Consider the following 21273-nt stretch of genomic DNA (forward strand, 5'->3'; position numbering starts at 1 on the left):
TCGCGGCAGGGCCGCCGTCGCCCGTCGATGATCAGTGCCGTGGCACTGCGTTAATGATGTGTAACCACTTTAGGACACCATAGCGGTGATCGCATCGCCTACGGCCGCTGTGCTGCGGCGGCCGGATCGCGCGGCGATGTCCTCCTCGACGGCGCGCTCGATGCGCGTGGCGGGATCCTGCAGGCCGAGGTGCCGCAGCAGGAGCGCCGCGGAGAGGATGGAGGCCGTCGGGTCGGCCAACTGCTGGCCCGCAATGTCGGGTGCGGAGCCGTGGACGGGCTCGAACATGGACGGAGCCGTACGGTCCATGTTGAGATTCGCCGAGGCTGCGAGCCCGATACCACCTGTGACCGCCGCCGCGAGGTCGGTGACGATGTCGCCGAACAGATTGTCCGTGACGATCACGTCGAAGCGGGAGGGATCCGTGACGAGGAAGATCATGGCCGCGTCCACATGGAGGTAGTCGTGCGTCACGTCCGGGAACTCGACGGCGACCGCCTCGACCGTGCGCCTCCACAGGTGCCCCGCGTACACGAGGACGTTGTGCTTGTGGACCAGTGTCAGCCTGCCGCGCCGGGCCGCCGCCCGCATGAAGGCGTCCCGCACCACACGCTCCACACCGTGTGCGGTGTTCAGCGAGACCTCGGTGGCCACCTCGTGCGGCGTGCCGCCGCGCAGCGTCCCACCGTTGCCGGTGTACGGACCCTCCGTCCCCTCGCGTACCACCACGAAGTCGATGTCTCCTGGAGCTGCGAGCGGGCTCGGGACCCCGCTGTAGAGCCGGGAGGGCCGCAGATTGACGAAGTGGTCGAGCGAGAAGCGGAGTTTGAGGAGGAACTCGCGTTCGATGAGGCCGGAGGGCACCCGTGTGTCACCCGGGGCTGCGCCCACCGCACCGAAGAGGATGGCATCGTGACTTCTCAGCTGTTCGAGCGTCGTATCGGGCAGGGTTTCCCCCGTGGCCAGCCAGTGATCGGCGCCCAACTCGTAGTCGGTCAGGTGGAGCTCGACGTCGGCGCCCGTGACGGCGCGCAGCACCTTCACCGCCTCCCTGGTGACTTCGGGGCCGATCCCGTCTCCCGGGATGACGGCGATGTCGAGGTGGGACGGGGGAGCAGTCATGGACCCAGCGTATGAAAGGCCCGGGGAACGCGATAATCGGTCCGCTGGGTGAGACGCACCTCAGCCGGCGGCCAGGAGGGCCCGCCTGCTGGTCAGCCATGCGGCGAGCTCCGAGGCGGGGACGGGAGGCAGGATGTGGTACCCCTGCACCACGTCACAGCCCTGACCGGCGAGCACGCTGTAGTCCTCGGGCGTTTTCACCCCTTCGGCGACGACCTCCAGGCCCAGCCCGTGCGCCAGGGTGATGATGGAGGACACGAGGCTGGCGGCGCGCTGGTCCTGGTGCACGTGGATCAGGAACGCCCGGTCCAGTTTGAGTTCGTCCACCGGCAGATCCCGCAGATAGGCAAGCGACGAGTATCCCGATCCGAAATCGTCGATCGAGACCCTGACGCCCTTGGCCCGGAGTTGGTGGAGGACTTCGGCCGTCCGCGCCCCATCCTTCATCAGCATCTGCTCGGTGATCTCCAGTACCAGGCTCGAGGGTTCCAGGTCTCGACCGGCGAGCATGCCCTCGATACGTTGCGGCAGCTCGTCATCGATGCAGGTGGTGGAGAAATTCACGGCCACACTCAGAGCAGTGCCCGTGTCTCGCCAACGGACCAGCTGATCCATCGCCTGCGCCAGGACCACCTCGGTGAGTTGCGGCATGAGCCCGGCTTCCTCAGCCAGACCGAGGAACGCATCAGGGAGAAGCAGACCATGTACCGGGTGATTCCAGCGCACTAGGGCCTCGACGCCGGTCACCGCGGAGGTGGTCGGATCGACCTTCGGCTGATAATGCAGCACCAACTCGTTACCCGAAAGCGCGGTACGAAACTGGGCCAGTCTACGCAGCCGCGCCGCGCCGTCGTCATGATCCTCGCTCCCGTAGACGTGGAAGCCCGAATGCTCCGCTTTTGCCCGGAACATGGCGATGTCGGCCCGACGCAGCAGAACCCCCAGCTCGGTACCGTGCAATGGGAACAACGACACCCCGAAACTCGCGCTGATCGCCAAGGACGCATTGCCCATGAGGAACGGTGTGTCGAACGCGGACCTGAGGCGCGCAACGGTGCCCAGGGCTGCGTCCCTGTCGATGCCCGGGAGCACGACGGCGAACTCGTCACCCCCGAGCCGAGCGAACAGGTCTGTCCGGTGCAGTACCGCGCCGATCCTGCCCGAGACCTGTTTCAGCAGCTGATCTCCGGCGTCGTGCCCCAGGCCGTCGTTGACGTGCTTGAACTGGTCCAGGTCGATCAGCAGGAGCGCGCCGGAGACACTCCCCTGTACCAGTCGTGGCCCATCAGTGTGCAGTGCCCGACGGTTGCGCAGTCCGGTCAGTTCATCCGTGCGTGCCAACGACTGCAGCAGACGGTGACGGAAGATGAGTGGCATAGCGGAAAGCGCCAGCGTGCAGGCGGCGAGCATCACCGCCGGGACCGGGACCTCGTTCCTGGTACCGAGAATGAGAACGCCCAGCGCGGCGGCGGTCGCCACGAGCGGTGCGACCAGTGCTGACGCACCGTCCACCGGAGGGGTCCGGGCCGTCGCGGCATCATCGAGCCACACCGTCACGAGGGCCATGCCAAGGGCCCAACCGACATCCATCGGCGTGCCCAGCACGTAATCCGTGAGCTCGAGGGCGTACAGCACATCGGTGAGGGAGAAGAGCAGGAGTCCGGCCACCAGGAAGGGCCATCGCTTCCCCACGTAGGCCCCGCGGCAGCCGAGCATGCCCGCCAACAGGGCGAGGACCGAGACGTCGAAGACCACGTACGCTCCGGCGATCAACGCATCGAAGGAGGATCGATCCGCGATGGGCGCCAGCAGTGGTACCAGCACCACCACCATCACCGCAGCCGCTCCGGAGACGGCGACGACGCCGTCCAGCAGCACGGGCCAGTGTGAACGACGCATCTGCGGTGCCACCAAAACCATGAGGGCCGAGATGACCAGGGGGTAGAACAGCAAATATCCGACATCGGACACCACATTGAAGCCGATCGCGGCCGAGCCGTCGAGCGCCAGAACGAAGTACAGGTCGGCGAGCGCAAAGGCACTGACCGCCGACGCCCCGAGGACCAGGGGCGCACGGTGCACGCGCGCGCGGATCACCACGATCCAGCACAGTCCCGCCAGTGACAGGTTCAACGCGTTGCCGATACTGCTCGTGGTGCGCACGTCGGACCCGTCCTGTGGTCCCGCCACCAGGGCGAGAACGAACAGGACCAGCAGGCCGGCGATGGTGCCCATCAGCCATAGCCGTGTTCGACGGAGGGGCAACCGGTGGCCCGCCCACTTGGCAGCAGGCGTTGGGCCCGACACGTGTGCGGCATCCGCGACCGTATTCATCATTTTTCCCGCACTGTCCTTCAACGGCGGATCTGCAGCGGCGCTGCTCCTGTTCCTTCTCCCTCTCGGCATCTGGCCGGAAACGGTAAGAGAAGATACCGAATCCGCACGTGGAGGACAGCCCAAGGGCCCGGGCCGAGCGGTCCGCTGAGTGAGACGCACCACACATCCTCGGGTCGGGAGGAGGAGGCACGGTTCCGTCCAGGGTTCGGGGTGTCCTAGGGTGAACCGGACACGAACGGAAGGAACCCCATGATGCCGGATACGGCAAGGACACCGATGCGCCGGCTGGACCCCTCGACGCTCTACCCGTACCTGGAACTGCACCTCGTCGGTGCCACGAACGGCGTACGCCTGTTCGACGCAGCGCACACCTCGTGGTCCGGAACCCCGTACGAGGAGGACTTCGCCCGGCTGCGGATGAGCATCCGCGAGGAACGGTCGGGCCTCAAGCGGCTGATCAGGACACTGGGGCACCGGCCGAGCCTGCTCAAGCAGACTCTGGCGCGCGGCCTGTCGGTTCTCTCGGCCCACAATCCGTTGAATCCCCGCCGACGGACGGCGAGCGCGGGAGCGCAGCTCGAGCTCGAGGCTCTGCTGTCCCTGCTCAAGGTCAAGGAGTGCATGTGGGCCACCCTGCTGGCCCTGCCGCCGGGGACCGCGACGCCGGACGGTGGGCCGGCTCTCGACCGGACCGCGCTCGAGCAGCTGTTGACGGACGCCAGGGCGCAGCAGGAGTCTGTGGCACGCGTCATGACCGCCACCGCCGCCGCTCGGTTCCTGCAGCGCTGAGTCCGTAGGAGGGGCCTCAGGACTCCGCGGGCTCCTCGTACTTCGGGAACACCGGGCTCGGCGCGGGAAGAGGCGTCCCCGGTTCGATGCGCTGATCCAGGGCGAGGAAGCTGCGGCGGGGGTCGTCGTCGCGGCTCCCCTGGCCCAGCGCGGTGAGGATCCGGCCGGAGCTGGTGGGCATGACCGGCTGCGTGAGGATCGCCACGACCCTGAGGACCTCCAGTGTCACGTAGAGAACGGTGGCCATGCGCTCGGGGTCGGTTTTGCGCAGCACCCAGGGCTGCTGCTCGGCGAAGTAGGCGTTGGTGTCCCCCAGCACGAGCCACACGGCCTCCAGCGCCCGGGAGAACTCCTGCCGCTCGTAGGCGGCGCGGTTCGAGTCCAGCAGGGCGTGGGCCTGGTCGAGAATTCCCGTGTCGGCCGGGGTCAGCTTCCCGGGGACGGGCACGATGCCGTCGCAGTTCTTTGCCACCATCGACAGCGAGCGCTGTGCGAGATTGCCGAAGTTGTTGGCGAGATCGGCATTCATCCGGCTGATCACCGTCTCGTGACTGTAGGAACCGTCCGCCCCGAAGGGGATCTCGCGGAGCAGGAAGAAGCGCACCTGGTCCAGACCGTACTGCTCCACCCAGTCGGCAGGAGCCACGGTGTTGCCGAGCGATTTGGACATCTTCACGCCGCGATTGTGCAGGTGTCCGTGGATCATCACGCGCCTGGGGAGCTCGAGCCCGGCCGACATGAGAAAGGCGGGCCAGTAGATGGCGTGGAATCGGGAGATGTCCTTGCCGATCACGTGCACGTCGGCCGGCCAGAACCGGCGGAACAGCTCCGAGTCCGTGTGAGGGAATCCGACGCCGGTCAGATAGTTGGTGAGCGCGTCCACCCAGACGTACATGACGTGCCGGTCGTTCCCCGGCACGGGAACGCCCCAGTCGAACGTGGTGCGACTGACGGAGAGATCCTCGAGGCCGCGCTGCACGAAGGAGATGACCTCGTTGAACCGGGACTGCGGGGCTCCGAACTCCGGCTGCGCGGCGTAGAGGTCCAGCAGCTTCTGCTGGTAGGCCGAGAGGCGGAAGAAATAGCTCTCCTCCTGAGTCCAGGTGACCTCCGTGTCGGTCTCCGTGGCGTAGCGGACGCCGTCGTCGCGGACCTCGGTCTCGTCCTCGCTCCAGAACGCCTCGTCCCGCACGGAATACCAGCCGGCGTAGATGTCGAGGTAGATGTCGCCGTTGGCCTCCATGCGCTTCCAGATCTCCGTGACAGCCGCGTAGTGGTCCTCGTCGGTGGTGCGGATGAAGCGATCGTAGGAGGTACCGAGCGTGTCGTTCATGCCTTGGAACGCCCGGGCGTTGCGGGTGGCCAGCTCGCGCACGGGAATCCCGTCGCGGTCCGCGGTCTGCTGCATCTTCAGGCCGTGCTCGTCCGTGCCCGTCAGGTACCTCACGTCGTACCCGTCGAGCCGCTTGAAGCGCGCCAGGGCGTCGGCGGCGATCGTTTCGTAGGCGTGCCCGATGTGCGGGGCGCCATTGGGATAGGAAATGGACGTGGTGAGGTAGTACGAGGGCTTCGTCTCAGCTGGGGAGGTCACCCTACGAAATTACCCCGCCCGGTGCGTATTCGCCCAAGTTCGCCGCTCAGCTGAGCCCGACGGCGTCGATCCCCAGGACGGCGTGGACGCCCCACGTCCGGTTGGCGATCTGTGTGACCCTCAGGTCCACCACCGAGCTGGCCAGCGCCAATGCGGTCCTCCGCTCCAGCCCGTACAGCTGCTGCATCCAGGTCAGCATCGCACCGAGGGCCTGCGTCGTGGCCCGATTCAGATCGGCGTCGAACCCGAAAGTGATGCGATCGGTCAGCGTGACCGCGTGGATGCTCTCCAACGGCGCATCCTGGACGACGTCGACCGTCACCGTGGTGGTCATTCCGCACTCGATCGCCGTGCCACCGACCTCGCCGTCACCCTGGGCCGCGTGTCCGTCACCGAGGTGCAGCAGCGCGCCGGGCACCGTGACCGGAAGATACAGGGTGGAGCCGGCCGTGAGCTCGCGGCAGTCGATGTTGCCGCCTCCTGCGGCGCGCGGCGGCGTGGTGGAGTGCTCCCCCGCTTCCGCCGGCGGCAGACCCACCACCCCCAGGAACGGAGCCAGGAGGACGGTGTGCCCGAACTGGTTCGTTCCCGTGCCGGTGGTCCTGTCGAGGTCCCAGAGCAGCCAGGCCGGATCAAGCCCGTCGACGCCCAGAGCGCGCAGCACGTCATCATCGCGCCGGCTCGTGGTCCAGCCCCACGCGTCCGGCTCGAGGGTCTCGAACCGGACGGCCAGCACGTCTCCCGGTTTTGTCCCGGTCACGTCGATCGGTCCGGTCAGTGCGTGTCCCCGGCGATCTGGGAAACGGTACGGCGTCGGCGCTCCCGGCGTCGCCTGCCGTTCGAGATGGCCCCACGCATCGAGCGATCCGACCACGATGCGGTCGCCGGGTTCCACCCGGAGCACGGCCGGCGTGTCCCGCGAGAGGACCTGGACCGCCGTCGCCTCGGTGGCCGGCAGGTGGTGCGTGGTCATGGGTGTCCTCACGGTCGTCAGTCCTGCAGATCCACTTCGCGCGCCACGCTCGCCCCGATCTCGGTCCGGATGGTGTCCAGGACCTCCTGCGGCACGGAGCTGTCCACGGTGAGCAGGGAAAGCGCCTGACCGCCCTCCTGGCTCCGCGCCACCTGCATCCCCGCGATGTTGATGCCGTGCTCCCCCAGCAGCCGGCCGAGTGTACCGATCACGCCGGGGCGGTCCGCGTAGAGCAGCACCACGAGGTGCTCGCTGATGGGAATCTCCAGATCGTAGCCGTTCACGCCCACGAGTTTCTCCACCTGCTTGGGGCCCGTGAGGGTGCCGGCCACCGAGATCTGCGACCCGTCCGAGAGCGCACCCCTCAGCACGAGCACGTTGCGGTACTCCTCGGACTCGGCGGTGGTGATGAGCCTGACGGCGACACCGCGCTGCTCCGCCAGCACCGGGGCGTTGACGTAGGAGACCTGTTCGGAGACGACGTCGGTGAAGACACCCTTGAGCGCCGCGAGTTCGAGTGCCTTCACGTCGAGGGATGCGATCTCCCCGGCCACCTCGATCTCGATCTGCGTCAGGGAGTCGTGCGTGAGTGCGGTGAAGATGCGGCCGAGTTTCTCCATGAGCGGGATCCCGGGGCGGACGGCGGGGTCGATCACACCGCCGGCCACGTTTACGGCGTCGGGCACGAGCTCCCCGGCCAGGGCGAGCCGCACGGAGCGGGCGACCGAGACGCCCGCCTTCTCCTGCGCCTCGTCGGTGGAGGCTCCGAGGTGCGGGGTCACCACCACGCGTTCGTGGGCGAAGAACGGCAGATCGGTGCTGGGCTCCTGGACGAAGACGTCGATGCCGGCGCCCGCGATCCTGCCCTGCTCGAGGGCTTCGTGGAGCGCCTCCTCGTCCACGAGACCACCGCGTGCCACGTTGACCACGTACGCGGTGTCCTTCATCGAGGCGAAGGCCTCGGCGCCGAGCATGCCGATGGTCTCCGGGGTCTTCGGCATGTGGATGGTGACGAAATCGGACTCGCGGAGCAGCTCGTCGAGGGGCACCAGCTGCACCCCGAGCTGGGCCGCCCGCGCGGAGGTGACGTAGGGGTCGTAGGCGAGGATCTGCGTGCCGAAACCCTGCAGGCGCTCCGCGACGAGCGCCCCGATGCGCCCCAACCCGATGATGCCGATGGTCTTCTCGTAGAGTTCGCTGCCCGAGTACAGCGAGCGCTTCCACTGGCCCGCCTTGAGCGCTGCGCTGGCCTGCGGGATGTGCCGGGCGAGGCTGAGGATGTGGCCCACGGTGAGTTCGGCCGCGGAGATGATGTTCGACGTCGGGGCGTTGACCACCATGACACCGGCCTGCGTGGCCGCCCTGATGTCCACGTTGTCCAGGCCCACGCCGGCGCGGGCGATGACCTTGAGCTTCGGGGCCGCGGCGATGGCCTCGGCGTCGAGCTGCGTGGCGGAGCGGATGAGGACGGCGTCGACGTCGGCCAGCGCTGCGAGCAGCAATTCGCGATCCGCTCCGTCGGTGCTGCGGATCTCGAAGTCCGGTCCCAACGCGTCGACGGTGGCGGGAGAGAGTTCTTCGGCGAGCAGGACGACGGGTCTGGAGGTCACGGGGGTTCCTTCGGGCTGGATCAGCGGGCTGAGCGGGAGGACGGGCCGGGAGGACAGGGATCAGGGCCCGGACACAGGTGCGGCAGGACACGCGCTCGACGTCGAGCACGTGTCCTGCCGGAGGGGGTGGAGCCGTCAGCGGGCGACGGAGCCCTCGGTGTAGTCGTCGTTCGTCCGGATCCAGGAGAACAGCTTGCGCAGCTCGCGGCCCGTGGCCTCGATCGGGTGGTCCTCGCCCTTCTTGCGCAGCTCGGTGAACTCCGGGGCGCCGGCGTCCTGGTCGTCGATGAACCGCTGGGCGAAGGCACCGCTCTGGATGTCTTTCAGGACGGCGACCATGTTCTCCTTCACGTCCGGGGTGATCACCCGCGGGCCGGACACGTAGTCGCCGTACTCGGCGGTGTCGGACACGCTCCAGCGCTGCTTGGCGATGCCGCCCTCCACCATGAGGTCCACGATCAGCTTGAGCTCGTGGAGCACCTCGAAGTAGGCCACCTCGGGCTTGTAGCCCGCCTCGGTGAGCGTCTCGAAACCGTACTGGACGAGCTGCGAGGCTCCACCGCAGAGTACCGCCTGCTCGCCGAAGAGATCCGTCTCGGTCTCCTCGGTGAACGTGGTCTCGATGACGCCGGCGCGCGTGCCACCGATGGCCTTGGCGTAGGACAGTGCGAGCTCGCGGGCCGTCCCGGAGGGATTCTGCTCGACGGCGATGAGGTCGGGGACCCCGCGTCCGGCCTCGAACTCGCGCCGGACGATGTGCCCGGGCCCCTTCGGTGCCACGAGCGCCACGTCGACGTCGGCCGGGGGCTTGATGTAGCCGAAGCGGATGTTGAAGCCGTGGCCGAAGAACAGGGCGTCACCGGCCTGCAGGTTCGGGGCGATGTCCTCCTTGTACACGTGGCGCTGCACCTGGTCCGGCGTCAGGACCATGATCAGGTCCGCCTCGGCGGTGGCCTCGGCGACGGAGAGTACACGGAGACCCTCGGCCTCGGCCTTGGCCCGCGACGCGGAGCCCTCCTTCAGTCCCACGCGCACGTCGACGCCGGAATCACGCAGGCTCAGCGCGTGGGCGTGGCCCTGGCTGCCGTAGCCGATCACGGCCACGGTGCGGGCCTGGATGATCGAAAGATCTGCATCGTCGTCATAGAACAACTCGGTCACGGGTATTTCTCCTCTATCGGGTGGTACGGGGGTGGTCTGGAAGACGTGGGGTGCTAGGCGCTGCGCAGGGCGCGATCGCTCATCGACTTTGCGCCACGCCCGATCGCGAGGGTGCCCGACTGGACGATCTCGCGGACACCGAACGGTTCGAGCACGGACAGGAGTGCCGAGAGCTTCTCCGCGGTTCCCGTGGCCTCGATGATCAGTGAATCGATGGCCACGTCGACGACGGATGCCCGGAACAGATCGGCCGCCTGCGTCACCTGGAGCCGGGTCGCGGCGTCGGCCTTGACCTTGATGAGCACGTGGTCGCGCTGCACCGACTGCTCGGTGGTCAGTTCGACGATCTTGAGCACGTTGATGAGCTTGTTCAGCTGCTTGGTCACCTGCTCGAGCAGGTCGCCCTCGGCCTCGACCACCACGGTGATGCGGGACATGCCCGCCACCTCGGTCGGTCCGACGGCGAGGGAGTTGATGTTGAACGCGCGGCGTGCAAAGAGGCTCGCCACGCGGGTCAGGACGCCGGGAACGTCCTCGACGAGCACGGAGAGAGTGTGGCGTGCCATGGTCAGTCCTCCTCTTCCCAGGTGGGTGTCATACCGCGGGCAATCTGGATGAGGTCGTTGCTGACGCCCGAGGGGACCATGGGCCACACCATCGAATCGCGGCTCACCACGAAGTCGATCACCACCGGGCGGTCGTTGATGGCCAGCGCCTGCTGGATGGTCGCGTCGATGTCCTCGTCGCGTTCACAGCGCAGACCCACGCACCCGTAGGCGTCCGCGAGCTTCACGAAGTCGGGAACACGCCTCGTGTCGTGCCCGGTGTTCAGATCCGTGTTGGAGTAGCGGCCCTCGTAGAAGAGGGTCTGCCACTGCCGCACCATCCCGAGGGAGGAGTTGTTGATCACTGCCACCTTGATGGGGATGTTGTTGATCACGCAGGTGGCGAGCTCCTGGTTGGTCATCTGGAAGCAGCCGTCGCCGTCGATGGCCCAGACCACGCGATCCGGGTCGCCCACCTTGGCGCCCATCGCCGCGGGGACCGAGTACCCCATGGTGCCCAGGCCCCCGGAGTTGAGCCAGGAGTGCGGGCGCTCGTACTGGATGAACTGCGCGGCCCACATCTGGTGCTGGCCCACTCCGGAGACGAAGACGCCCTCCGGTCCGGTGAGCTCGCCGATGCGCTTGATGACCTGCTGCGGTGCCGACAGGCCGTCGTCGGGCTGCGTGAAGCCGACCGGGTAGGTGGCCTGCAGGCGGGAGATGGTCTTCCACCACGCGGAGATGTCCGGACGTCCCTGGGTCTCGAACGCACTGCGCACCGCCCCCGTCAGTTCGGGGATGATCTCCTTGACGGAACCGACGATCGGCACGTCGGCGAGGCGGTTCTTGGAGATCTCCGCAGGATCGATGTCCGCGTGGATCACCTTCGCATTCGGGGCGAAGCTGGAGAGCACCCCGGTGACGCGGTCGTCGAAGCGCGCACCGAGGGTGATCAGCAGATCCGACTGCTGAAGTGCCGTGACGGCGGAGACCGAACCGTGCATGCCGGGCATCCCCACGTGCTGCTCGTGCGAATCCGGGAACACGCCCCGCGCCATCAGCGTGGTCACTACCGGAGCGCCGACGAGTTCGGCGAGCTCCAGGAGTTCTGCCGAGGCGTGTGCCTTGAGGCAGCCACCACCCACGTAGAGCACGGGGCGCTGGGCCTCGGCGATGAGGCGGGCGGCCTCCCGGACCTGCTTGGCATGACCGCGGAGCACCGGACGGTAGCCCGGGAGCTCGATCTTCGGCGGCCAGGAGAACGTCGTCTGGGCCTGCTGGGCGTCCTTGGCGATATCGACGAGGACGGGTCCGGGACGCCCCGTGGTGGCGATGTGGAAGGCCTCGGCGAGTACCCGGGGGATGTCACGCGCGTCGGTCACCAGATAGGAGTGCTTGGTGATCGGCATGGTGATGCCGACGATGTCCGCCTCCTGGAACGCGTCGGAGCCGATGAAGGCGCTGGAGACCTGGCCGGTGATGGCGACCATGGGCACCGAATCCATGTGGGCGTCCGCCAGGGCCGTGACCAGGTTCGTGGCACCCGGGCCGGACGTCACGATACACACGCCCGGACGGCCTGTGACCATGGCATAACCCTGGGCCGCGTGACCGGCGCCCTGTTCGTGCCGCACGAGGATGTGGCGCAGCTTGGTGGAGGCCAGGAGCGGATCGTAGGTGGGAAGGATGGCTCCCCCCGGAAGGCCGAAGACGTCGTCGACACCGAGTTCCTCGAGGGACCTCACGATCGCCGCCGATCCGAGCATCGGGGTGGGAGCGACGACGGCGTTGGGGCCACGGACGGCGCCGGCCGGCACGACCTTTGCGGTGTCCCGCACCGGAATCGCATCCCGTTCGGGCGCTGCCGGAGGTGCTGGCCGTGCTGCCAGCAGTGCTGGGCTGATGGGCGATCCCTTGGACATCTGGAACTTCCTTCGGAAAAAGGTGCTGCCTTGCTACTGCTCTGACTGCGGACGTACATCCACGCGATGGGGTTTGTCGACAGATCGTGTCAACAAAAAAACCCCTCGGCCCGGTGGGGCTTGGTGAGGGGTTGCGCGTGGCTCGAGTCGTCTACCGGACGGGGCTCAGACCACGCGCTGGGTAAGAATGACGACTACGGATACGGGCTGCATATCTGTAGTGTCCCCGCCCCAGGGAAACAGTGTCAACCGCCTCCCCTGGTCGTCTCACGATGTGGGACGAATTAGTCCGGTTAGTGGACACTAACCGGACCATCCCGCTAGCCCGTATAGGCGCCGGTCGACGCCGAATGCACCAGCTTGGCGTACTTGCCGAGTACTCCCTTGGTATAGCGCGCGGGCAGTGGCTCCCAGCCCTCCCTGCGCCGGGCGAGCTCGGACTCGTCGACCAGGAGGTCGAAGCTCTTCGCTGCGATGTCGACCCGGATGCGGTCACCGTCGCGCACGAAGGCGATGGGCCCGCCGTCCACCGCCTCCGGTGCCACGTGCCCGATGCACAGGCCCGTGGTGCCGCCCGAGAAGCGGCCGTCGGTGAGCAGGAGGACATCCTTGCCGAGGCCGGCGCCCTTGATGGCCCCGGTGATGGCGAGCATCTCGCGCATGCCCGGTCCACCCTTGGGCCCCTCGTAGCGGATCACGACGACGTCGCCGGCGCGGATCCCGCCGGCGTCGAGGGCGTCGAGGGCGCCCTGCTCACGCTCGAAGACGCGGGCCGTCCCCTCGAAGACGTCGGCGTCGAAGCCTGCGCTCTTGACCACGGCGCCCTCCGGGGCGAGCGAGCCGTGCAGGATGGTGATCCCGCCGGTCTTGTGCAGCGGATTGTCGAGGGCCCGCAGGATCTTGCCGTCGAGATCCGGCGGGTCGATCTCCGCGAGGTTCTCCGCGACCGTCTTCCCGGTGACGGTGAGGCAGTCGCCATGGATCAGGCCGGCGTCGAGCAGGGCCTTCATGATCACCGGGACGCCGCCCACCTTGTCGACGTCGAACATCACGTAGCGGCCGAAGGGCTTCAGATCGCCGAGGTGCGGGATGCGATCCCCGATACGGGTGAAGTCGTCGAGGGTGAGCTCCACCTCCGCCTCACGGGCGATCGCGAGCAGGTGCAGGACGGCGTTCGTGGAGCCACCGAAGGCCATGGTGACGGCGATGGCGTTCTCGAAGGCCTTCTTGGTCATGATGTCGCGGGCGGTGATCCCCAGTCGCAGCAGATTGACGACCGCCTCGCCGGACTTGCGGGCGAACAGGTCGCGACGCCGATCGGCCGAGGGCGGAGCCGCCGAACCGGGCAGCGACATGCCGAGGGCCTCGCCGATGCACGCCATGGTGTTCGCGGTGTACATACCGCCGCACGCGCCCTCGCCGGGGCAGATGGCGCGCTCGATGCTGTCGAGGTCCTTCAGACTCATGGTGCCCGCAGCACACGCGCCGACGGCCTCGAAGGCGTCGATCAGCGTGACCTCCTTCTCCGTGCCGTCCTCGAGCTTGGCGAAGCCGGGCATGATGGTCCCGGCATAGAGGAACACGGAGGCCAGATCGAGACGCGCGGCGGCCATGAGCATGCCCGGCAGCGATTTGTCGCATCCCGCGAGGAGCACGGAGCCGTCGATACGCTCGGCCTCCATGACGGTCTCCACAGAATCGGCGATGACCTCCCGGGAGACGAGGGAGAAGTGCATGCCCTCGTGACCCATGGAGATGCCGTCGGAGACCGATATGGTGCCGAACTGCATGGGGAAGCCTCCCCCTGCATGCACACCCTCCTTGGCGCCCTGGGCCAGTCGGTTGAGCGAGAGATTGCAGGGCGTGATCTCGTTCCAGGAACTCGCCACACCGACCTGCGGCTTCGCGAAGTCGTCGTCGCCCATCCCCACCGCTCGGAACATGCCTCGGGCGGGGGCCGCATGGATACCGTCCGTGACGGTACGGCTTCTGGGCTTGATATCCGGGGTCGTCTCCACACTCATGAGGGAGAGTCTAGGCCGTTGCCGCAGGCCCCTTTTGCTCTGTGACCCTCCTGTTACAGCCGGTGCACCCTCCGGTACAGTGTGGATCTCGCGGGCTTTCCCGACCCGCCTGCCGGACGTAGCGCGATCGGTTCCCCTGCCGGAACCGGACCGACAGCCTCCTAGCGAAGCGGCGTGACATGACTCCCGAACAGCACGATGAACCGACACGACCGCTCGAGGGCGGACAGGAACTGAAGGACGCCTTCCGGCTCGTGTTCGACGGACAGATCCCCAATTACGGCGACTACAACCTCGTGGTCGCGTCCTCCCGCGGTGGCGGCGCCGACGGGTCGGGACCCCGGACTGCCTTCGTGGTGGGCTACCGCTGGAAGCCCGCCGAACTCATGATCGCGCCCACACACCTCGCCGGTATCACCGGAGCCGGCGTCCCCGCGGAAGTGAACATGACCAATCTCGCCCACGCGCTCCAGTGGGAGGACGGGAGCTACGAGGTGGGCACGAACGTGGGACGCATCTTCCGGTTCAGCCTTGAGCCCGAACCGGTGCTCGCGGTCGGACCCGGCGCTCCCCTGCGGCTCGCGCAGTCCGACGACGTCGTCGACTTCTCGGCCTTCATGGAGGCCTTCATCGCGAGGGCTTGAGGGTCCGACCGGCCGAGCGCCGGCCCCAGGGGCCCTGCTGCACCAGGTTGAGCGGTTCCCCGCCCTCCCCGAGCACGCTGATCTGGCGGCGGAGCAGCGCGAGGATGCGGGGCGGGAACGCCGCCGTGTTCCCACCGTTGTGTGGGGTGATGATGGCCCCTGGAGCACTCCACAGCGGGTGGCCCGCGGGTAGGGGCTCCGGATCGACGACGTCGAGGGCGGCCCGCAGGCGACCCGAGACCACCTCGCGGGTCAGGGCCTCGGTGTCGACGACTGCCCCGCGGGCCACATTGACCACGAGGGCGCCGTCGGGCAGTGCGGCGAGGACGTCCCGGCCGACGAGTCCGTGCGTCGACTCCGTCAGCGGCGTGATGACGATCACGACGTCGTGGTGCGGAGCGAGGTCGACCAGTTCGGTACCTGCATGGACATGCCCCTGGTGATCGTCGCGGGCAGTGCCGCCCACCCGCGTGAGGACGGTGTCGAAGGTCTCGAGCCGCCTGCCGATCTCGGCACCGATGCCCCCCACTCCCACGAGCAGCACCCGCCGGTCCGCCAGGCCCGGGTAGCGGGCACTGCGCCAGACGCCGTCGGACTGCTGCCGCACGGCGTCGTCGATCCCCCGCAGCGAGGCCAGGGCCAGCCCGACGGCCAGCTCAGCTGTGGCAGCGGCGTGAACTCCCGCGGCGGTCGCGATCGCGACATCCGGGCCCACGAGATCGACCACCCCGTCATAGCCCGTCGACTGCGTGTGGACCAGCTTCAGCCCGGTCGCCCCGGCGAAGGCTCCGGCCAGGTCGGGCTGGTGCGTCGGAGGCAGGACGACGGCGTCCCCCGCATACGGCAGGACGGCGGCGTCGAGTTCGGAGGGATCGACGCCGTCGGGCACATCCTGGAAGTCCCAGAACACCACGTCGACGTTCGGCGAGGCATCGGCCAGTGCATCCATGAGCTCGGTGGTCGGAACGCTGAGGGTGCGTACTGGTCGGTGATCCGCTGCCGGCTCTGGAGGCGTCATGCCGCCAGCCTAGTGCGTCCGTTCCTTGCGGCGTTCAGCTTCGGCGAGCCGGTCCCGGGCGTGCGCGGGGAGCAGCCTCTCACCGAGTTTCATGATTCAGCACAGGTGCTGGTAATGTTCAGTGCTGTTGCGGATTGCCGACCGGGTGAAATCGGGAGGGAAAACGCTACGCACCTCTAGCTCAATTGGCAGAGCAATTGACTCTTAATCAATGGGTTTCGGGTTCAAGTCCCGAGGGGTGCACTTCGATTCCCCGTTCGCCAGGTCTCGCCGCCTGACGGACGGGGTTTCGTTTTGTCCGGCACTCTCCCCGCCCGCGTCACCGGAGCCTACGATGGTGCCGTGAACGCATTCTTCGCCTTCGCCACAGAATTCTGGTGGCTCGTCTTCCCGCTGTCGGGCCTGTGGTTCGCCTTCGGGTCCTCCTGGTCGGAGGCTACCGAACGCCGTCATCGCCGGAAGGTGGAGATCTACCGACTCAAGCATCCGGGCGCTGCCCCTGCACCGATCGAGCAGCGACGCGAGCCGTCGGGGAAGAAATCCGGCAGGAAGACGGCCGACCGGTCAGGGACTGATCGGGCCGTACGGGTTGTCGAAGCGATGCACGACGACGTCGACCGCAGGTGGCTCTCCTATGAGCTCGACGCCGCGAAGCTGATCGACTACCCCACCATGACCGACGTCCGGGAGCCGCTGACCGTCGCGTTCCTGAGGGCCAAACGCGAGGCCGATGCCCTCCGACCACAGGACGCAGCAGACCTGGATGCCGAGGATCTGGTTGCCTACCGCGCCGCGGTCACGTCCTACGGGGTTGCCTTCCAGGTCGCCGAGACCGAGGCCCGTCGCGTCAGGGCCAGCGGTTTCACCGCGGAGGAGCGGGCCCGCCTGGACACTGCTCGCAAGCTCGTCACCGTGGCCGTCGACGACGCCGCCACCGCAGCCGAGCGGCAGTCCGCGTACCGCAGGGCGCGCCGCGAACTGGACGGACTGATCGTCCTTCCCGAGGCGACGATCGACTCCCTCGAGCAAAGCGTTGCCGGGGCCATCGGCCCACGGCGGGGGTCATCGCCGGCCTGACGGCGGTACCTGGAGATACCGCGTCAGTCCGGTGGATCCGCTGCGTCGCGGACGAGGACGAAGGCTGTCGTGGCGCTGAGCAACGCGAGTCCTGCGCCGACCCAGGCCGCGGCCGCGAAACCGGCCAGGAGATCGTCGGCGGAACCGATGAGGACGAGTCCGAGGAAGGCGGTGGCCACGAGGCCCGCTATGCGCGAGATGGCATTGTTCACTCCCGAGGCAACCCCGGTGTAGCGCTGCCCCACACTGTTGAGCACGGCCGTGGTCAAGGGAGCCACGGAGGTGGCCATCCCGAGGGCGAGGACGACGAGCCCCGGGAAGATGTGCCGCCAATAGTCGACGTCCGTCGACGGGACAGCCGAGAACAGCAGGAAACCGCCGGCGACCAGGCAGGATCCGACCGACAGCAGTGTCCTCGTGCCGAATCGTTCCGACAGTGTCCCACCGGCGAAGCGTGAGAGGAGGAACATCAGGAGCGGGAAGGGAAGGATCGCCGCTCCGGCCTGCGTGGCGGAGTAGCCGACCTCCTCGATCAGTACGTAGGGCAGGAGCACCAGGAGCCCGCCGAGGGCGGCATAGAGGAAGAACGTCAGGATCGACAGGCCCGAGAAGGTGGGGTTGGTGAACAGCACCAGCGGGGTCATGGCCGCATCGCCGAGCCGATGTTCGACGACGATGAACCCGGCGAGGAGGAGAAGCCCCGACCCCAGCGCGAACCAGACCAGGCCGGTCATGCCGCGGTCCGGGAGTGCGATCAGCGCCCAGATCAGCGCAAAGAGACCCACGCCGGACATGATGGCACCCGTCCAGTCCAGGGCTGAGGTCTCCCCGGCATCGGCCCGGCTCTCACGCACCGACCGGTACGCGACGCCCAGGGCGATCAGCGAGAGCGGCACCATCAGCACGAACGCCCACCGCCATCCGGCGACGTCGACGATCACTCCGCCGAGGAGTGGTGCCACGGCGCCGGCTGCCGCACCGGCGGCGGCCCAGGTGCCGATCGCGGCACCTCGTGCGCGTCCCGAGAAGGCGTCGGCCAGGATCGCCAGGGACGTCGGAGCCAGCATCGCGGCGCCCACGCCTTCGAGGACCCGTCCGAGCAGCAGCACCGGGAAGCTCCATGCCACCGCGCAGAGAATGCACGCGACGGCGAAGATCACCAGCCCTGCCAGGAAGATCCGCCGTCGCCCGTACTTGTCGCCCAGAGCACCACCGATGAGCACGAGCGCACCCAGCGGCAACAGATAGGCGTTGACGACCCACTGCGCCCCGGTCACTCCTGCGTCGAACTCCTGCTGGATCTGCGGCAGGGCCACATTGATGATCGATCCGACCACGAACGCCAAACTGGAACCCAGGATCGTGGCAATCAGGGTTCCACGTTTGTTCAGGCCGTCCGGCTGCTGGACCTCCACGGCGACGGCGCCCCCTGTGCACGGGACGGGAAGTGTGTTGCTCATGTGTTGCTCCTCCCGGTTCCGCTGAGGGTGCTTGGAGGCGTCGACGACGTCCCGCGATGAATTTCGCGCTGCCCGACAGCCCTGGGTCTCGACCCGGAGCTTGCCGGCCCCGGCAGCATCTCATCCTCGTGCGGTCCGAGGATCGAACCGCCACTTCTCAGTATCATCGCCCTCCGTCTGGACCACAACGTGACCGGGAGGTCGTGCGGCACCACTGTGCGTAAGGTGCCGAGCATTCCAGTCCAACCCCTTCCGTCAATGGCACAACAGTGCGGGTGCCGGCAGTGGGCTCCGGGCCAGGTTCACGCCCAGGCGACGACGAGCCGTGCGGCCTGCACCGGCACCGCCAGGTCGATGCCGGTCAGCGCGGAGAAGCGCCGCATCCGGTTCATCAGCGTATTCCGGTGGCAGAACAACGACTCGGCAGAGGCTGCGATGCTACCGGTGGCCACATAGGCGCGGGCGGTCTCGACCAGCCGCTCCCGTTCCACCTGCCCGCATCCGGCCAGCGCCGCATCGACGTCGGCCGCCAGCCTGATGCCGTCGGCCCCCAGCCGGGACCTGGCGAGCCGGGCCCAGTCGGTCTGCAGGCGCAGGGCTGTGTCATCGGCCTCGGTCGCCAGGCGGGCGAGCTCGAGAGCCAGTTCGCCGGCGTCATGCAGGCCGGTGAGGCCCACGACGTCGTCGACGAGGCCGCAGCGCAGGGCGGCACTCCGTTCTCCGAGATCGTGCAGCGCAGCTCCCGGCTGCGCGTCGGTGGGCCAGAAGGCCAGCAGCGCGTCGGCGAAGGGGTGGGTGAACACCTCGGCGCCGCGGCGTGCGGCGAGGGCGATGCTCACCCGGAGGGCACCGGCGTTCTCCCCGGCGGCGACGGCCACCGACAGGCGTTGGTCCGCCCCGAGGCCGAGTGCGGTGGCGGCCCGCTCGACGACGGTCGCGGATGCAGCGCTCACTCCGAAGAGGGATGCGACCAGTCCCTGTCGCACTGATGAGGCTTCGGTGGTCATCCGCTGACGTTCGGCGATATAGGCGCCCTGCGTCTGGCTGGCGTACGCGTCGACCACCTGCCACACGGTGTCTGCCCGTGCGACGAGCAGCGGGGCGTCGTCGGGTCCGGACAGGGCCATCAGTGCGTCCCAGAGGACAGAGAAATCGAGGCGGATGGCCGTCATCAGCGCATCGACGGGGATGTCGGCGCGCGCACGGGACACCCCGACGTCCGTGGCGATGTCCAGCTTGATGCTGCGCAGTTCCTCCGAATCCGCTGGAGCGCCCGAGGGATGGGTGGAACGGAGGCTACGGATCAAGGCCTCGAAGGATTGCTCGCCCGTACGGCGGATCTCGGCGGCCGGCAGCTGGGCATCCCTGTAGTGGGGCAGGCGGAGGACACGCGAGAGGAATTCGTCCGTCAGCGCTTCCACCCTGAGCCCGTCGAGCAGGGTGTTCCAGCGCGTGGAGTCGGGTTCCGCAGCCACGACATTGCTTCTCACAATCCGCGGCCCCAGTGCAGAGATCATGATGCCAGTTTATGTGCTTTTGCACATGGCGCGCAGCTAAACCCGTACGGAACGCCCCTTGGGGTGACGCCCCTCACACTGGGAGACTGATGGGTATCACGGGCACGGCACCCTTGCCGTCCTGCCCCGAGCACCAGTGTGGAGGCACTACATGACCCAGTCAACGAACCTCGAAGCGGGCGCGACACACCAGGTCACCGACAAGGAGGCCACCAAGGTCGCCATCGGCGCCCTCGTCGGTACCGCTATGGAGTGGTACGACTTCTTCCTCTTCAGTGCCGCCGCGGCGCTCATCTTCAACGTCCACTACTTCACCAACGAGAATGCCACGGCTGCCGCGATGGCCTCTTTCGCGACCTTCGGTGTGGGCCTGGTGGCCCGGCCCCTCGGCGGCATGTTCTTCGGCGCGATGGGCGACAGGATCGGTCGGCGCAAGACCCTCATGATCACGATCGTGGGCATCGGTGTCATCACCGGACTGATCGGGCTGCTACCCGACTACGCGGCAATCGGGGTTGCTGCACCCATCCTGTTGGTTCTGCTGCGCATCTTCCAGGGATTGTTCGTCGGTGGTGAATGGTCCGGGGCCATGACGATCGTGGTGGAGAACGCCCCACTGAAGCGGCGGGCCCGCTACGCCGCCCTGCCGCAGATCGGCTCGCCGATCGGCACCATCCTCTCCTCCGGCGGTTTCTTCCTGGCAACGCTGTACTTCTCGCAGGAGTCCTTCACCTCCTTCGGCTGGCGTATCCCGTTCCTGGCTGCCTTCCCGATGCTCCTGCTGGCCCTGTACATCCGTTCACGGCTGGACGAATCCCCGGTCTTCACGGAGTTGATGGAGGCCGGAGCCACGGAGAAGGCCCCGATCCGCACCGTCCTCACGCAGAGCTGGAAGCACATCATCGTCGGTATGGCCGCCGCCCTGCTGGGCGTGGGGGGCTTCTACCTGGTCACCGCGTTCATGGTCTACTACGGCACGACCGTCCTGGGATACAGCGCGTCGCTGATGTTGCTGTCAACGATCATCGCCGCCGTCGTCGAGATCCCGGTGCTGCTCATCGGCGGACGACTGGGTGAACGCTTCGGCGGCAGCAAGGTCATCATCTACGGAGGGCTGCTCTCCGCGGTCGTTGCCGTGCCGGCATTCCTCCTGGTCGCCAGCGGCAACGAGGTGCTGGTGGTCCTGGGTGTGGTCGTGGCCGTGGCAACGCTGTCCCTTCCGTACGCCGCATCAGGCACCGTGCTGACCGGGCTGTTCCCTGCGTCCACCCGCTACACCGGTGTGGGGTTCTCCCAGAACGTGGCTGGCATGCTCTCCGGGTTCATCCCACTGCTGGCGGTCAGCGTCACCGCGGCTGCCGACGAGCACTGGTGGCCCGCAGCCGTCATCCTCATCGTGCTGTCGCTGTTCACCGCCGTCGCCGGATACCTCGCACCGCGCATGAGCGTCGACCTGCCCGGCTTCAAGCACTAAGGGGGCCCG

16 protein-coding genes and 1 tRNA gene are annotated in these 21273 nt (G+C 67.7%); 5 read left to right on the top strand and 12 right to left on the bottom strand.

The annotated features are described in order from the left end of the window. Window positions 1–69: 69 nt before the first annotated feature. Both FQ377_RS06335 and FQ377_RS06340 read right to left on the bottom strand, forming a co-directional pair. Window positions 70–1122, bottom strand: a complete 1053-nt coding sequence (locus FQ377_RS06335; protein WP_148600384.1) for a 3-isopropylmalate dehydrogenase — start codon at window positions 1120–1122, stop codon at window positions 70–72. A gap of 60 nt (window positions 1123–1182) precedes the next feature. Next, on the bottom strand, window positions 1183–3357 hold the full coding sequence (locus tag FQ377_RS06340) for a putative bifunctional diguanylate cyclase/phosphodiesterase (protein WP_187393270.1): 2175 nt from the start codon (window positions 3355–3357) through the stop codon (window positions 1183–1185). 351 nt (window positions 3358–3708) lie between these two features. On the opposite strand from FQ377_RS06340, the gene FQ377_RS06345 reads away from it, so the two are divergent. Then, window positions 3709–4248, top strand: coding sequence for a hypothetical protein (locus FQ377_RS06345; RefSeq protein ID WP_148600386.1), 540 nt, complete (start codon window positions 3709–3711; stop codon window positions 4246–4248). A 16-nt stretch (window positions 4249–4264) separates the two neighbouring features. Here the strand turns inward: FQ377_RS06345 and metG are convergent, their stop codons facing one another. The 7 genes from metG to ilvD all read right to left on the bottom strand — a co-directional run bounded on the left by metG (window position 4265) and on the right by ilvD (window position 14074). Beyond that, the gene (metG, locus tag FQ377_RS06350; protein ID WP_148600387.1) at window positions 4265–5839 is read right to left on the bottom strand and encodes a methionine--tRNA ligase; all 1575 of its coding nucleotides are present in this window, start codon (window positions 5837–5839) and stop codon (window positions 4265–4267) included. A 46-nt stretch (window positions 5840–5885) separates the two neighbouring features. Then, window positions 5886–6812: an acetamidase/formamidase family protein gene (locus FQ377_RS06355; protein WP_148600388.1), complete on the bottom strand. Its 927-nt coding sequence runs from the start codon at window positions 6810–6812 to the stop codon at window positions 5886–5888. A gap of 17 nt (window positions 6813–6829) precedes the next feature. Continuing rightward, window positions 6830–8422 carry a phosphoglycerate dehydrogenase gene (gene serA, locus FQ377_RS06360; protein ID WP_148600389.1) on the bottom strand — a complete coding sequence of 531 codons (1593 nt, stop codon included), beginning with the start codon at window positions 8420–8422 and terminating at the stop codon, window positions 6830–6832. A 135-nt stretch (window positions 8423–8557) separates the two neighbouring features. Continuing rightward, window positions 8558–9583: a ketol-acid reductoisomerase gene (gene ilvC / locus FQ377_RS06365; protein WP_148600390.1), complete on the bottom strand. Its 1026-nt coding sequence runs from the start codon at window positions 9581–9583 to the stop codon at window positions 8558–8560. 53 nt (window positions 9584–9636) lie between these two features. Next, on the bottom strand, window positions 9637–10149 hold the full coding sequence (ilvN, locus tag FQ377_RS06370; RefSeq protein ID WP_148600391.1) for an acetolactate synthase small subunit: 513 nt from the start codon (window positions 10147–10149) through the stop codon (window positions 9637–9639). Window positions 10150–10151: 2 nt separating this feature from the next. Beyond that, complete coding sequence (locus FQ377_RS06375; protein ID WP_148600392.1) at window positions 10152–12050, bottom strand: acetolactate synthase large subunit; 1899 nt, start codon at window positions 12048–12050, stop codon at window positions 10152–10154. 320 nt (window positions 12051–12370) lie between these two features. Beyond that, window positions 12371–14074, bottom strand: a complete 1704-nt coding sequence (gene ilvD, locus FQ377_RS06380) for a dihydroxy-acid dehydratase (RefSeq protein ID WP_148600393.1) — start codon at window positions 14072–14074, stop codon at window positions 12371–12373. A gap of 179 nt (window positions 14075–14253) precedes the next feature. Here ilvD and FQ377_RS06385 point away from each other — a divergent pair, with 179 nt between their 5' ends. Beyond that, window positions 14254–14718 carry a hypothetical protein gene (locus FQ377_RS06385; protein ID WP_262364310.1) on the top strand — a complete coding sequence of 155 codons (465 nt, stop codon included), beginning with the start codon at window positions 14254–14256 and terminating at the stop codon, window positions 14716–14718. Here the strand turns inward: FQ377_RS06385 and FQ377_RS06390 are convergent. After that, complete coding sequence (locus FQ377_RS06390) at window positions 14702–15736, bottom strand: 2-hydroxyacid dehydrogenase (protein WP_148600394.1); 1035 nt, start codon at window positions 15734–15736, stop codon at window positions 14702–14704. The two genes, FQ377_RS06385 and FQ377_RS06390, sit on opposite strands and share 17 nt — an antisense overlap. A gap of 170 nt (window positions 15737–15906) precedes the next feature. On the opposite strand from FQ377_RS06390, the gene FQ377_RS06395 reads away from it, so the two are divergent. Both FQ377_RS06395 and FQ377_RS06400 read left to right on the top strand, forming a co-directional pair. Next, window positions 15907–15979 (top strand) — tRNA-Lys (locus tag FQ377_RS06395). 99 nt (window positions 15980–16078) lie between these two features. After that, the gene (locus tag FQ377_RS06400; RefSeq protein WP_148600395.1) at window positions 16079–16813 is read left to right on the top strand and encodes a hypothetical protein; all 735 of its coding nucleotides are present in this window, start codon (window positions 16079–16081) and stop codon (window positions 16811–16813) included. A gap of 23 nt (window positions 16814–16836) precedes the next feature. Here the strand turns inward: FQ377_RS06400 and FQ377_RS06405 are convergent, their stop codons facing one another. Together FQ377_RS06405 and FQ377_RS06410 are read right to left on the bottom strand one after the other, a co-directional pair. Further along, window positions 16837–18273, bottom strand: a complete 1437-nt coding sequence (locus FQ377_RS06405) for an MFS transporter (RefSeq protein ID WP_148600396.1) — start codon at window positions 18271–18273, stop codon at window positions 16837–16839. A gap of 302 nt (window positions 18274–18575) precedes the next feature. After that, entirely contained in the window at window positions 18576–19790 is a 1215-nt protein-coding gene (locus FQ377_RS06410) for a helix-turn-helix domain-containing protein (RefSeq protein WP_148600397.1), read from the bottom strand. 151 nt (window positions 19791–19941) lie between these two features. Between FQ377_RS06410 and FQ377_RS06415 the strand changes: the two genes are divergently transcribed. Further along, window positions 19942–21264 carry an MFS transporter gene (locus FQ377_RS06415; protein WP_148600398.1) on the top strand — a complete coding sequence of 441 codons (1323 nt, stop codon included), beginning with the start codon at window positions 19942–19944 and terminating at the stop codon, window positions 21262–21264. Window positions 21265–21273 lie beyond the last annotated feature (9 nt).

It is taken from the genome of Arthrobacter echini (genome assembly GCF_008107445.1).
Lineage (GTDB): Bacteria > Actinomycetota > Actinomycetes > Actinomycetales > Micrococcaceae > Arthrobacter_D > Arthrobacter_D echini_A.

What these genes read in the sequence shown, in the direction of transcription:
- FQ377_RS06340 (WP_187393270.1), bottom strand. Translation starts at nt 3,357, where the DNA reads ATGGGCACCATCGCCGGCCTGCTGGTCCTGTTCGTTCTCGCCCTGGTG.
- FQ377_RS06410 (WP_148600397.1), bottom strand. Translation starts at nt 19,790, where the DNA reads ATGATCTCTGCACTGGGGCCGCGGATTGTGAGAAGCAATGTCGTGGCT.
- FQ377_RS06355 (WP_148600388.1), bottom strand. Translation starts at nt 6,812, where the DNA reads ATGACCACGCACCACCTGCCGGCCACCGAGGCGACGGCGGTCCAGGTC.
- FQ377_RS06415 (WP_148600398.1), top strand. Translation starts at nt 19,942, where the DNA reads ATGACCCAGTCAACGAACCTCGAAGCGGGCGCGACACACCAGGTCACC.
- FQ377_RS06385 (WP_262364310.1), top strand. Translation starts at nt 14,254, where the DNA reads ATGACTCCCGAACAGCACGATGAACCGACACGACCGCTCGAGGGCGGA.
- FQ377_RS06390 (WP_148600394.1), bottom strand. Translation starts at nt 15,736, where the DNA reads ATGACGCCTCCAGAGCCGGCAGCGGATCACCGACCAGTACGCACCCTC.
- FQ377_RS06405 (WP_148600396.1), bottom strand. Translation starts at nt 18,273, where the DNA reads ATGAGCAACACACTTCCCGTCCCGTGCACAGGGGGCGCCGTCGCCGTG.
- FQ377_RS06335 (WP_148600384.1), bottom strand. Translation starts at nt 1,122, where the DNA reads ATGACTGCTCCCCCGTCCCACCTCGACATCGCCGTCATCCCGGGAGAC.
- ilvN (WP_148600391.1), bottom strand. Translation starts at nt 10,149, where the DNA reads ATGGCACGCCACACTCTCTCCGTGCTCGTCGAGGACGTTCCCGGCGTC.
- FQ377_RS06375 (WP_148600392.1), bottom strand. Translation starts at nt 12,050, where the DNA reads ATGTCCAAGGGATCGCCCATCAGCCCAGCACTGCTGGCAGCACGGCCA.
- FQ377_RS06345 (WP_148600386.1), top strand. Translation starts at nt 3,709, where the DNA reads ATGATGCCGGATACGGCAAGGACACCGATGCGCCGGCTGGACCCCTCG.
- ilvD (WP_148600393.1), bottom strand. Translation starts at nt 14,074, where the DNA reads ATGAGTGTGGAGACGACCCCGGATATCAAGCCCAGAAGCCGTACCGTC.